Genomic DNA, 12,325 nt, shown 5'->3' with positions numbered 1-12,325 from the left:
TTAAGATCGGTCATGCTGTGGTTCATAATCCAACTAGATGGCTATCATTGTATTTCATGATTGGACGCAGTGAAATGTGGTTTATTACCCTCTACCTCGCAATCGGACAGATCTTGCTTTCGTTTTGTCATGTGTAAGTGTAGTGGAATCACTTGTGGTAACCAATTTTTGCCCCATTGTTTGTTAGGTTGCTTTCCTGCATGGCATTCAGCTTGGTCTTTGACTTACTTTGTCTTATGACAAATGCTCTAGCTAAGTGGCCAATTTTTTTCATCCGCTACACGAACTCATCAATGTGATGTGCCGCCATAGCATAAGATACGGTTCATCTGTACTATATACTTTATTGAATGATGAGCCGAAAATGCCCAGATGCGATTACCAAAAAGAACCAGAGCCCACATATTAGAAGAGTTATCTGTAGACAAATTTAAATCTCTACTTCCTCACGAGTGGGTGTATCGCATACCGACACACGACTACGGGATAGATGGAGAAGTTGAGGTTTTTGATAACGATGGTCTTAGTACAGGGATTAAGTTCCTGGTACAACTTAAGGCGACCGACGAGAAAAATAATACCAAAGCGTTAAAGCTTCGCATGAGCATAGAAAAGTTAAACTACTTCAAACAGCTCGATTGCCCTGTATTGGTTGTGCGCTACTTGGCTCATTCGGATACAATTTATAGTCGCTGGTTCCACTCGCTAAACCCAACCACTGATACCATAGCCGAAAAAAGTTTCTGTATGCAGTTCTCTTCTTTAGATGAATGGAACGAATATTCAACAGGGCTATTTTTCGAAGGGCTGAAAGCCTATAACAACTTCAAAAGTAAAACCCTTCAAAAGCCTATAAAAATAAACGCATCAATAAAATCATACAAGGGGTTATCCACGCACTCTACGTTAGTAGCTTCTAGCCTAATCAAATCAACAAAAGAGAATGAAAACACCTTTACTTTCGAATTTAAACCGACCAAATCCTCCCCCTCCATCTTGGAAATTGATGAAAATGACTACTACATCAATCTCGGAGGAGTTGGAAGCGTTCGAGGTTCATTCGACGATTTGAGTAATACTAATGACGCTTTGACGCTAGTTGCCGACATTAACGTAACTATCGGATTGTTACTACAGCGCTTGGGGCATACTAAGGAAGCAGAGGTTCATTTCGATAATTACATACAGGCGTCAAAAATTAAAAACCATGGATTAACTCTCATCAGCTATACGCAGTGTAAAATAGCCACAAGAGCCCCCTCTGATGCGTTGCTCCTTATCGAAAGCATTGTCAACACAACTAATATACTCGAACACGACTTGATAAATGAAATCCAAGTTTGTTTAAGTTTAATCACTAGCTTATCTAATAAAGCCGATGTAGAAAGTGTATTAAAAACATACAAGTGTATCGACCGCTCAATTCCGTCAGACCACAAAGAACTGAAGGCAACTTTACACTACAACCTCGGTAATTTTTTATCCGCAAGAAGTGAACTAAGCAAAGCAATACATCAATACAATAAAGCCGCAAAAATGAACCCAGATTACAAAAAAAGGGCTTACTGGCTGAAAGAAGTCGCTGGGTTATTATTCAGCGCAAGCAAGTATACAATGGCCTCTAAGTTCTATACAGCCGCTACCGACATCGAAGATACAGCAGAGAATGCAGTTTTACTGGCAGATAGCTTAATCTTCTGCGGACGTTTTGAGGAGGCATCTGATTTGCTCGACACCTACATTCCGAAACTTAAAGTAAGAAACTCTCTCTGGTGCCTAAAAAATTGGACTCTTGATCTACTAGTGAATGATTTAGGCATAAAGAAACAACAAATCGGTAAAGTTGCCACTACTAAGTTCATCGAAAATGCTAACGAAGACGAAATCATAGAATACATAGCCAAGACAAATGCTATATGCCCAGAATGCTGGTATTCATTAGCTCAAAAGTTTGTTAATGCTCAAGACTACAATAGAGCATGCATTAGCTACTTGCTTTCTGCATTTTCAGATGAACGCTACAGAAATACGTGGATGAACGCATTACAATGTGCCTACAACATAGAAGACCTAATTGCATTTTCTCATTTAATAGAAGTCATTGGTAATAAGTTTGGAAGTGAAGCTATTGGTGAGTTCTTCTCTAACATTCCTGTAGATACAAATGACAATTTTCATGAAAAATTAAGTGACGCTGCATTGCAGGTAATACAGCACTGTGAAGACTATAACAATGAACAAAAAGATAACACGTATGAAATTAGGTTTGGAGATAGCAAGTCAGTGAATACAATTGCACTAGAACGTCATTGATGTAATGAATGAGCAAATTTGGTCACTAAGCTCGAGGCTCTGCTTTAACTCAAGTAATCAGTGAAAGACTAATTTAGCGAAGTCACTGGCACGGCTTTGTCCAGAGTCTTCATAGACCTGACGTTTTACTCGTGGCACTTTTCTCAAAAAGTGCCAGCTAACTCAGATCTGCTCCATTCCTTCTCACCGAAAAAGTTTACTCGTCATATTGCAATCTAATCCCCAACACCTCTAATTAAGTTATTGATTACTAATTGAACTGGGATTGTAAAGGCTGCATTATAGGAGTATCAAAATCGGCTAAAGGCCGTATGAAAAGCGTTAGCTAAATAGGGGAAATATGAACATTTTAGAAAGTTTTTTGGTTGGGACAGCTTCTACAATTGTTGGTGGTATTGTTTTAGCCGTATTCTTCTTTTGGTTGCGTGAAAAATGCTTTGGCGTTGCTGATGTAACGGGCAAGTGGCACTTCAATATGATTACGGAAAAAACAGCATACAACCCATATAAAGGTATGGAATTGCGTTACGTTTGTGTTGTTTGGCGAGAAGGTAATCACCTATACGGTTCTGTTGAAAAGATCTATGAAAAATCTAGTACAGGTGAACGTGAATACGTCGGAAAAAATCGTTCTCGGGGTAAATTGACTGGTGCATATGAGAAAAACTATTTTAGCAAAGACAGAGTTCATATTCATATTAGTGAACAAGGTACTGGTCGTGAGTCAACTAACTATTTCACATTGACGGTTGAAAAGCGGTTGTTGGGTGGTAAATTCTGCTCGTTTGTCGCAGATCAAGAAGGGGCTTCTAGTTGGCAAAGAGAACCGTTTTAAGACTAGTGTATTTGTTATTGTCGCTCCCGATGATTGCCGTAGCGATCTTATGCTACTTGTTTAACTTTGGAAACGTGCGGCTTTATTACAAACAATGCATTAATGCCGCTCGTAAAAATAATAAAACGTATTCAAAAATACTAATTCAATGCCTTTACTTTGGCGAAGATAAACGAGGTCAAAGCCATTTAGGTGTAGATTACATTGGGGTTTTTAGAGCAATTTTGTCTATTGCAAGAGGTCAACTCCAGGGAGCTAGTACTATTGAACAACAGTTTGTACGAACGGTTATTGGGCGCTATGAAAGAACTTTGAAAAGGAAGTTGCTTGAGCAATTACTTTCTCATTTAGTTTGTTTAAGGCTTACTAAGCTTCAAATTGCAGAAAGTTACCTATCCATTGCTTTTTTCGGTACGCATATGCAAGGTGCGGTCTCGCTATGTGACCGATTAACCCCTAAATCTTATGATTTAAGTTTTTATGCTGGTGTTGTTGCAAGACTCAAGTACCCGCAACCGAAAAGGGAATCTCAAGCATGGGCTACAAAACATCTGAATCGAACAGAATGGATCATGCGCCAATATCATTCTGCTAACAAGCGTTTAAGGTTTCAAGATACTTATTCTAATCTAGATCGAGCACGTTAGACCTTGAACTCTAACGCGTCGATGTCCAAAAGTGATTCAGTGGATATGAAAAGCCAGATATCCACTGAATGATTGCTCTCTGAGCCGTAAACAACAACGTGCCAGGCTATATAGCTGGCACGTATGAATAGGCTAGTGTTGGGTTCGATCTAGTCCGTTATGATTCGCTGCATGCTGTCGTGAAGCTTATCAGTAACTTGGATTTTGTAGTCTGCCAAGTTATGCACCCTAAGGTCGGTAGGAATTCCGTTATCACGATAGACATTCAGTAACTTCCAATTACTCTTTCCACGTTCCAGTTGCACAAACGTCGATTGAGGAGCGCCTTGATAACTAGCGGCGACTTTGGTGTAGACGGTTACGCAAACCTTGAGACCTACTTGGTCTTTCTTGTATAGGATTTCATCGAGCCTAGTTTGAAGGTCTTTAAGTTTGCTATAGACCTCTTCAGGAGTCATGGTTCGTACCGATACTCGATGTTGGGCTAGCTCAAGGGCTTCTATTAACCCATTAATTTTCATGATCTTCATTTTAAGCCTCCTGATTCTGAGTTGCAGATCGGTAGTGCCTAAATTGACCTGCTATTCTTTGGATTGTGGCTGGTGGTACACCATGAAGATTCTGAGCCTGGGCACTTAGTTCAATTACCCCAACATCGACTTCTAACTCAATGACCATCCTGTCAGTCAGTTTCTGATAGAACTCAATTTCCCCAAGTTTAATAAATCTACTAATTAGAACAACATTTCGACCTAAGGCTAAATTTCGTTTGGTTTTTAGCTGACACCATGCATGTGCGTATCTGATAAGGCGAGGGTTGAATTGCTCAGCTTCGATTAGAACTGCATCCCTGTTTGATGCATATGCTTCTTTTCCTATGGCAGGGAGGCCAGGGAGAATAGTTAACGTTTGTTTTTTCACAAGGTATTCCTTTTTAAGTATTAATTAATATGCACTCTCCTTACACCTTCATTACGAAGTGAAATTGTTTTTTATTGTTTATTAATTGGTCAATTCATCTATGTTAGATCAGATAATTCGACTGCATTTGATGAGGAATCTATATGAGCAATAAATCTAGGTCAAGAGTTATTTTTGTTGAATGTCCTTAGTTTTCAATGATTTACTAATTACCCTGGTCGTAATCTATATCTAATCAGAAACAACAAGAGCGCGTCGAATTGCATGCTACAGCATCACTATTGTTTGTGTTGGCAGTTCTTCTGCCAACTTTGGCACATTAACTGCCAACGTTGACACATCAACTGACATTCTTGGCACATTGAGTGCCAGTTTAGACATGCACCTGTGATGGTTTTTAATTTCGATATTAACTCGCGAATGTTAATTAAAAAGCTCTAGTTGCTTGTGCTAACTGGCTAGGTTTATCTAAACATTTCATTTATATATGCAAATTTGAAGTTTCTAAAAATTGGTTATAACAACTACTAGATACGCACTAAAAAGTTCTAAGTGCGGATCCGTTTGATAAATTATAGGCTTTTTTCAACTGCATGATTTTCGTAAATTTTTCTGGTTTACATGAGGTTTTTCGCTAGCTAGTGTGCTCTCAAAACCACTAACGAGAATCAATCCGTGTTAAATCAAAAACTAAAATCAAAACGACGTTTAATCACGTTCTCCGACTTTGTTGATCTATTCAAATTGAGTGTTCGAAACTCCCATCAAAAATCGACAAGAAATGCCGATAATTCAAAACTGAACCAGCTAAACGGATACTTCGGTGAGTACGATATCGCGGAGATAAATCATGTCGATATCATTGAGTGGATCGCTTATGTTGAAGATGAAAAACAGTATGTAAATAAAACGATCAATGAGTATTTTCGTTTACTCAGAGCGGTATTTAATATTGCCGTAAATAACGGAAATATGCCTAAATCGCCGATGACAGGTATCAGGAATAAGGTAATCAGTGAGTATGATTCAGCTCGCCCATTCACATTGCAAGAGCTAAGAACCATAGAGAATACTCAAGCTCAATTTGAAGACGGGAAATTGCTCGCATTAACGATGGCATATAGCGGATGCCGTCCCTCAGAGGCGATTGCGCTAAGGGTATCGGATGTGGATCTAAAGAGTAATATTCTACGGGTGCAAAATGCGATGGTTTTGGAGGAGTTTAAGTGTACTAAGACTAAGGGGTCAGAACGCAAGATTCAGATCAATGAAAAATTAGGCGTTATTCTTCGTAAGCAACTTAGCAACGCCGAGGCTAACAAGCTGGTTACTATTGAACGTAAGGGAAGAGATGGGAAGAGCCGTAAAAAAGAGAATGGTGTTTTTCTATTTACGGATCAGAACGGAAACCACTTCAAGGATGTAAAGACTTACACTCAGAAATTTTGGACAAGATTCATGAAGCAAGCAGATAAATTACATCTGACAACATATTGTGAATCTATCGAGGCTCGTGGCATATCGCAAATGCGCCATACGTTTGCCAGCCATGCTCTGACAGCAGGAGTGAACAAAGATTGGTTAGCGAAGACGATGGGGCACGCTGATACCGAAATGGTTGATAAGATTTACGCTGAATGGATCGTCGAAGATGGAACCGATCAAACAAAGATATTAGATCTGCATTTTAATAAGAAAACCAACAGCGCGACAAACGCTAGCTCGTTTGAGATGGTTGCATGATGAACTGCTCAAATTACTCAAAAACCCCATACATTGAAGACCTGTTTATCAACAATGGTGAATTCGGAATCGAGCGAAGGATATACCTGACAAGGAGTTGCTATGAACAGCATTCATTTGTTCTTTAGTGTCGCTAATTTTACGTATAGCCAAGCAGATAGAAAAGCGTTAAATAACTCACTTGCACACTCTTTGCGTATCCGTTTTCAGCAAGTGAAAACACTCGAATGGCGTAGCCAGTTTGCTCATCATAACCTTATTACACGTTACGGTAAGACAGAACAATTGGAGCAACTCGATCTTGAGGAAAGAAAAGATATTTTGATAAACCTTTTGCCTGAACCTCGTGTAGCAAACCGCGAAGTAAAGCTAAAGAAAAGAGCAGAATCGAAACGTAAACTAAAGGAATCGATAGCATCAGAAAGAAAGCGAGCAAATAACCGTGCCGCTGATTTAATGCAGCGATGGCTCAATGTAAGCAATGGCGATGCTATTCCACCAAGCTGGTGGAGAAGCCTAAATGAAAATCCGCCGCCAATGGCGAGGCACAAGCAGCGAATGAAAATGCTCACTGAGTATTTTGATTTACATAATGAGCTATGTGGATCTGAACCAAGATCTAATCAGGCGTATCTACAAGAGGTCGTTTTCAAAATTCCACATCGATGGAAAATTGATACGGGTGTTATTCCGTTGGAACAATACTCCGAAATGGTAACGGCGTTCTATGAAGAATATTTTCCCGATTATGATGTAACACTAGTCTTAAGTCATCATGACGAAAGGTTACTTAATACGGATACTGGTGCTCATTGTCATGTGTACGTCTCTACGCTAAATGAACAAACTAAGAAACGTGATTTACTAAAACAGCAGCGTATCGAAACAGCGAAATTTCAACGTTCGTTCGGCCCAGTGCATAGGACTGAGTTACTGCCTTTTGATGGAAAACTGCAAGGCTGGCAGGTATCTAACTCGCAATTTGAATTTGATAGGATGTTTTACTCGTTTGTGAATGCTCGCTATCTGAATAGCCTCGGTATATCGGCAGAATTTTGCCCTGAAGCTGAGCGACGTTCACAGCAGCGTAGAGCCATGAATATTCAATCGACGCTACCCAAGGCACAACGCAGCTTTAACCTTGAGAGTATGGTTAAAGAAGAAGTCGCAAACGAACGAAAGGCGTTAGCTAAGATTCAACAATTACTGTCTTCGACAGAGAATCAATTAGCGAAGAAGCAAGATGCGTTACTCATGGTGCAAATGAAACATGCTGAAGAGTTGGTTCGATTTGATATTGAGACAAAACAGAGAAACGACAAGCTATCTTTCTTGGATACCGAAATCAACGCCAAAGCTCAGGAGCTTACGCAAGTTAAAGCTGCTCTGGTACTCATGAGGAGCCAGTTGGCAGAGGTCACTACGAAAGTTAAAACAACGATAGTGGCGTTGGTTGAAGCTAGTTTTATGCGGCTAGTGATGAAAGCAAACAAGAGACCTGCATTGGTTGAAAAGTTCACCAGTATGTTTCTCGACAACCTCAATGAAAACCTACCAGGTTTTTTGCAGCCACTAGCACTTTCTGCTCAATCTCTAATGACCAGTGAGAAAGCGGAGAAAGTCTTTCGAGCTTCCATTTCAGAGAACGAACTTTCCTAACTAAAACCTGTCTTTTTTAACCATACCTAAAAGAGACAGGTTGCTCCTCACAAATCTCCATTTAAAAAACAGTTTAAAATAGACACTATTTTATAGACGGTTTAAAGTAGACAAAATGCCATTTTAGGGACATAGAAAATGATAAGAGCTTATTTAAGAGCCTCAACTGATGAGCAAGACTCTTCTCGTGCTAAGCAGGAGTTACGAGAATTTGTTAAATCCAAAAATCTACAGATTGCGTCTTTCTACCAGGAGAATATCTCTGGTACAGCAGCCGAGCGCCCTCAGCTAGATCGACTCATTGAAGACTCTGAAGATGGTGATGTTCTATTGATTGAAAAAATGGACAGATTGACCCGCTTGCCATTCCAAATTTGGGAAACACTGAAAGCGCGAATCAAAGCTAAAGGAATATCAATCGTAGTTGTCGATCAACCTATGACTCATCAATCTTTATCTGATGTTGATGTGTCAGTCTCGGCAATTCAGCAGGCGTTAACAAACTTCATGTTGGATCTCGGTGCAGCAATGGCTCGTGATGATTATGAAACGCGCCAAAAGCGTGCCCAGCAAGGTATCGCTAAAGCGAAGATAGAAGGACGCTACAAAGGACGACCTGTTAACGCAGAGACCGCACAAAAGTGCCGAACTGTTCATTTGCTAGTTTCTGACGGTGAAACCGTCAGTGCTGCATGTAAAGCACAGGGTGTAGGTAGAGCAACTTATTACAAGTACCTATCCGCCCAAGGCTGACGGCTCTAATATACTCTTTAGCGTATAAACAGAAAATATACGCCATAGAGTATATGAGGATTTGAATTACTGGGTAAAAGGAAGATAGAAGATGTACGTGAGTGATCCATCATCGTTGGCAAACTGGATGCGAGAAGCAAGGCAAAACAGTGGATTGACACAAAAGCAGGCTTCAGAGTTAAGCGGGCTAAGGCAAGCAACGATATCTAAAATCGAAAATGACCCAGCATCTTGCACGATCGAAACCTTGTTACGCCTGGCTAGAATCTATCAATTAGAGCTTCACCTGTTGCCAAAGCTGGCTAAGGGCGAGAACTATACGCACGAAGTTTCCAAGCTGGATTGGTAAGGTATTGCACCATCAGTAGTTCAGAAGAAATCAAGTAAATTCAATTTGGATTATAGATGCAGGTATAGTCCTTGTTGATTACAAAGCGCATCTGAAGCTTGACCTACAATGAACTGTAAGAGCAAGTAGGGAAAGGAGCCACAAAGGGAGCCTGTAAGCGCGAAGATTGCGAAAAAAACCGAGCTGTTAATTTACTTGTGTCTGACAGTGAAATAGCCAGTGCCATATGTAAAGTATATGGCATAAGTAGAGCAACGTATTATAAATTCCTATCTGCTCAAAACTGATAAGAACAGCACGATATGAAAAGTTGAAACCATAAATCATCATACTCGTATGTTACTGTTTTACCGCGTTCTTTTTTTCACTCGACTAACGTTAGGCTGCTATTTTTCATTGAATCAGCTTGATCTGAATCAAGGTGAATATTGATGCTTTTGATAACCTTGAATTAATCAACAAAGGGAGTCGTTATGAAAACTAAAAAGAGCCAAAAACCAAAAGTAAAAATCCAGATTGTACCTTTCAAGAAAAGAAACAATGATCCAATGTCAAAACGTAAAACGTTAGGATGTTGGGGACCTTCACCTGATGATGGTTACAATCAGTGTTAATTTTTTAGATGGACACATACTTCTTAGGGCGCACACAACGCGCCTTTTCTTATGATGAATAAATTTGTAGTAAGAGACCTTGATGGTTACCAAATAGCAATAGATACGCATAATAATAACTGTTTTGAAATAAACGAAATAGTTTTTGATCTTCTTGATAGAAAATCGAGATGTGCGGATTATGTTGCCTATATTTCATTGAAATATGAAATTAGTGAAGAGGAAGTAAAGAAGCTTGAGGTGGATATAATGGAAGCTTTGGATGGATCATAAAAAGCTGAGGGAAGAAGCTCTAATCAATGAAAAGCTAATTATGGCTAGTTTAGAGCTGACAGAGGTATGTAATCTTAGTTGCCTACATTGCTATATACCCAAGAAAAAAACGGTGTTATGTATTGATAAAGCTAAGAAAATAGTAGATAAGTTGCACGGAATGGGTGTTGTTTACTTGACTCTTACAGGTGGAGAGATCTTTTCTTATAAACATTTCTTGGAAATTTACTGCTATGCAAAATCTAAAGGATTCATTATTAGTTTAATGACCAATGGAACTTTATTAAATGCTAGGATAAAAGACACTTTAAGTAAATATAAGCCATTTGAAGTTAGTATTACGGTGTATGGTCTCAATCCTAATGATTACATAGCGTTCACAGGTAAAAACGGATATGGCAATCTAGTAGACGGACTCAATTATTTCAGCTCTGAATTAATTCCTTTTAGTTTAAAAACCGTATTAGTCAAATCCAATTATTCACCAGCGATCTCTGGTTTATATGAAGACTTGGCCAAAAAATATGGAAAAACCATGACTTACGATCCCATTATATTTGGCAGGAAAGATGGAGACACCACTAGCATAAATGAGCGTTTATCTGCGAGTGAAATAGCTAAATTTGAAGAATCATTTATCGATAGTAAAGATTTTTGGAAAAAAGCTGTTTCTGAACGAACAAATGAAACATCAATTAGATGCGGAGGGGGATTAAGTAGCTTATCAATAGACTCCACAGGCTGTGTTAGCATATGTTCTCTTAATGTTAAAAATAAGTTTGACTTTTTAGCTAATTCTGATGGGCAAGTAATTAATTTCTTGAAAAGTTCTCACATAGAAATGCAGAAGAGATTTAAGAATAGCCCTTGCTATGAATGTAAATCAAAGTCTATCTGTAGATGGTGTTCAGCTTATGCGTATTTAGAAAACAACTCGCATATTAATCCTATACCTTTCTTTTGTAATCTGACTGATACTAGGGTAAAAACATTTGCATAGTTTAAATGCTGCAACCATTGAAATTATAAGTAAATGCAATTTCGATTGCATTCATTGTTATTTAGATAATAAAAATAAGGAATCCTTAACACTGAATGATTGGTTTTTAGTAATATCCAATCTAATTAAATTGGGAATTAAAAAACTAACAATTACAGGAGGAGAACCGTTTCTACACACTAATTTTAGTGAGATTTATAACTTTGCTTATGATTGCGGGATGGAGATTAATGTATTTACGAATGGATCATTGCTCTCAGATAAAATTGTTTGTTTTTTTGAGGTGAGTCCACCAAAGTTAATATCAATATCTATTTACGGCAAAGACCAAAAGCAATATTCAGAATTTACTAAAGTAAGAAGTAATGTTTTTGATAAGGTGATGCTTAATGTCAAAAAGCTTCAAGCAAAAAAAATCAATTTTCAGCTAGGGATAACACCGTATAAAAACTCAGTCGATGATGACTGGATATATTTTGTAAGTGAAAATAAAATTAATCTAAATACTTATATGATCCCTAGTTTGAAATGGCAGTCCAATTTGGACTGTCGACTAACTCCAAATGAAGTCATTGCTGTGGAGAATAAACTGAAGCAGCCAAGAAAAGTAACAACAACACCATTAAATTATAGTAATCCAGATTATTACAAAAAGTGTAGCGGAGGTATTAGTTCTATCTTCGTTGATCCCAAAGGTTATGTGTCTATGTGTGCTATAAACAGGAGTGACCAATTAAATATTCTTAGTGATGACCTTGATTATGTAAGAGTAGCGCTAAAAAAGGAAAACCAGAAAGTCAAAGATAGATACTTCAACAGTCCTTGTGGTACTTGTAAATATAACGCTGGTTGCCGAAATTGCCCAATGTACAGTGAACTAGAGGGTGATATAGATGGGCGAAATCAGTATTTGTGCTCATTATTGGCTGCAAGGAAAACCTAGAAAAAGCAGCACTAAATGATCTGAATTTATAATCTGGACACTGAGTTTAATGAGAACAACGGCTATAAAGATGGAATTGTATCCTTGAATAGAATCTAGTTACAACGTGATCACCCGTACTTTTCAAGACTCACTTATGGATGTAGAATCCAATGTGATTTAATGATGAGAATCTGATTTTTCTATTTTCGACGGAAAAACCTCCATTCAGTCAAAGACTTTGATTTTTATAGGTTTCAGTGTAGATAGTTTTCAAATCCCTATCTCTCCGCCAC

Annotated in this window: 12 protein-coding genes; 10 read left to right on the top strand and 2 right to left on the bottom strand. The window is 38.5% G+C overall.

What is annotated here, in order from left to right; all coding sequences use genetic code 11:
* The first annotated feature begins 372 nt into the window (after positions 1–372).
* From ACP45E_RS22390 to ACP45E_RS22380, 3 genes are all read left to right on the top strand, one after another.
* Positions 373–2,313: a DUF4365 domain-containing protein gene (locus tag ACP45E_RS22390; protein WP_069585541.1), complete on the top strand. Its 1,941-nt coding sequence runs from the start codon at positions 373–375 to the stop codon at positions 2,311–2,313.
* Positions 2,314–2,653: 340 nt separating this feature from the next.
* Positions 2,654–3,148 carry a hypothetical protein gene (locus ACP45E_RS22385; RefSeq protein ID WP_017037665.1) on the top strand — a complete coding sequence of 165 codons (495 nt, stop codon included), beginning with the start codon at positions 2,654–2,656 and terminating at the stop codon, positions 3,146–3,148.
* Positions 3,127–3,795, top strand: a complete 669-nt coding sequence (locus ACP45E_RS22380; RefSeq protein WP_158008410.1) for a transglycosylase domain-containing protein — start codon at positions 3,127–3,129, stop codon at positions 3,793–3,795. The genes ACP45E_RS22385 and ACP45E_RS22380 overlap by 22 nt, the downstream gene beginning before the upstream one ends.
* A 149-nt stretch (positions 3,796–3,944) precedes the next feature.
* On the opposite strand, the gene ACP45E_RS22375 is transcribed toward ACP45E_RS22380, so the two are convergent.
* Complete coding sequence (locus tag ACP45E_RS22375; RefSeq protein ID WP_017037710.1) at positions 3,945–4,325, bottom strand: hypothetical protein; 381 nt, start codon at positions 4,323–4,325, stop codon at positions 3,945–3,947.
* 1 nt (position 4,326) lies between these two features.
* A complete protein-coding gene (locus ACP45E_RS22370; RefSeq protein ID WP_017037709.1) occupies positions 4,327–4,716 on the bottom strand; it encodes a hypothetical protein in 390 nt (129 codons plus the stop codon).
* A 675-nt stretch (positions 4,717–5,391) separates the two neighbouring features.
* Between ACP45E_RS22370 and ACP45E_RS22365 the strand changes: the two genes are divergently transcribed.
* The 7 genes from ACP45E_RS22365 to ACP45E_RS22335 all read left to right on the top strand — a co-directional run bounded on the left by ACP45E_RS22365 (position 5,392) and on the right by ACP45E_RS22335 (position 12,050).
* On the top strand, positions 5,392–6,459 hold the full coding sequence (locus ACP45E_RS22365) for a tyrosine-type recombinase/integrase (RefSeq protein ID WP_017037708.1): 1,068 nt from the start codon (positions 5,392–5,394) through the stop codon (positions 6,457–6,459).
* Between the two features lie 102 nt (positions 6,460–6,561).
* A complete protein-coding gene (locus ACP45E_RS22360) occupies positions 6,562–8,118 on the top strand; it encodes a hypothetical protein (RefSeq protein ID WP_069585539.1) in 1,557 nt (518 codons plus the stop codon).
* Positions 8,119–8,256: 138 nt separating this feature from the next.
* Positions 8,257–8,871: a recombinase family protein gene (locus ACP45E_RS22355; protein ID WP_017037706.1), complete on the top strand. Its 615-nt coding sequence runs from the start codon at positions 8,257–8,259 to the stop codon at positions 8,869–8,871.
* Positions 8,872–8,962: 91 nt separating this feature from the next.
* Positions 8,963–9,220, top strand: coding sequence for a helix-turn-helix transcriptional regulator (locus tag ACP45E_RS22350; RefSeq protein ID WP_017037705.1), 258 nt, complete (start codon positions 8,963–8,965; stop codon positions 9,218–9,220).
* 665 nt (positions 9,221–9,885) lie between these two features.
* Positions 9,886–10,107: a hypothetical protein gene (locus ACP45E_RS22345; protein WP_017037703.1), complete on the top strand. Its 222-nt coding sequence runs from the start codon at positions 9,886–9,888 to the stop codon at positions 10,105–10,107.
* Entirely contained in the window at positions 10,097–11,107 is a 1,011-nt protein-coding gene (locus ACP45E_RS22340) for a radical SAM protein (RefSeq protein ID WP_017037702.1), read from the top strand. Before ACP45E_RS22345 ends, ACP45E_RS22340 begins: the two co-directional genes overlap by 11 nt.
* Positions 11,100–12,050 (top strand): radical SAM protein, encoded by a 951-nt coding sequence (locus ACP45E_RS22335; protein ID WP_017037701.1) that lies wholly within the window; start codon positions 11,100–11,102, stop codon positions 12,048–12,050. The genes ACP45E_RS22340 and ACP45E_RS22335 overlap by 8 nt, the downstream gene beginning before the upstream one ends.
* Positions 12,051–12,325: the final 275 nt, after the last annotated feature.

This window comes from Vibrio genomosp. F10 str. 9ZD137 (assembly GCF_049974785.1).
Lineage (GTDB): Bacteria > Pseudomonadota > Gammaproteobacteria > Enterobacterales > Vibrionaceae > Vibrio.
The sequence above is the reverse complement of the archived record's forward strand: the minus strand, read 5'-3'. Positions and strand labels throughout refer to the sequence as shown.

Excerpts from the sequence above, each read along its gene's own strand:
- ACP45E_RS22355 (WP_017037706.1), top strand. The coding sequence starts at position 8,257 with ATGATAAGAGCTTATTTAAGAGCCTCAACTGATGAGCAAGACTCTTCT.
- ACP45E_RS22385 (WP_017037665.1), top strand. The coding sequence starts at position 2,654 with ATGAACATTTTAGAAAGTTTTTTGGTTGGGACAGCTTCTACAATTGTT.
- ACP45E_RS22345 (WP_017037703.1), top strand. The coding sequence starts at position 9,886 with ATGATGAATAAATTTGTAGTAAGAGACCTTGATGGTTACCAAATAGCA.
- ACP45E_RS22390 (WP_069585541.1), top strand. The coding sequence starts at position 373 with ATGCGATTACCAAAAAGAACCAGAGCCCACATATTAGAAGAGTTATCT.
- ACP45E_RS22375 (WP_017037710.1), bottom strand. The coding sequence starts at position 4,325 with ATGAAGATCATGAAAATTAATGGGTTAATAGAAGCCCTTGAGCTAGCC.
- ACP45E_RS22360 (WP_069585539.1), top strand. The coding sequence starts at position 6,562 with ATGAACAGCATTCATTTGTTCTTTAGTGTCGCTAATTTTACGTATAGC.
- ACP45E_RS22340 (WP_017037702.1), top strand. The coding sequence starts at position 10,097 with ATGGATCATAAAAAGCTGAGGGAAGAAGCTCTAATCAATGAAAAGCTA.
- ACP45E_RS22350 (WP_017037705.1), top strand. The coding sequence starts at position 8,963 with ATGTACGTGAGTGATCCATCATCGTTGGCAAACTGGATGCGAGAAGCA.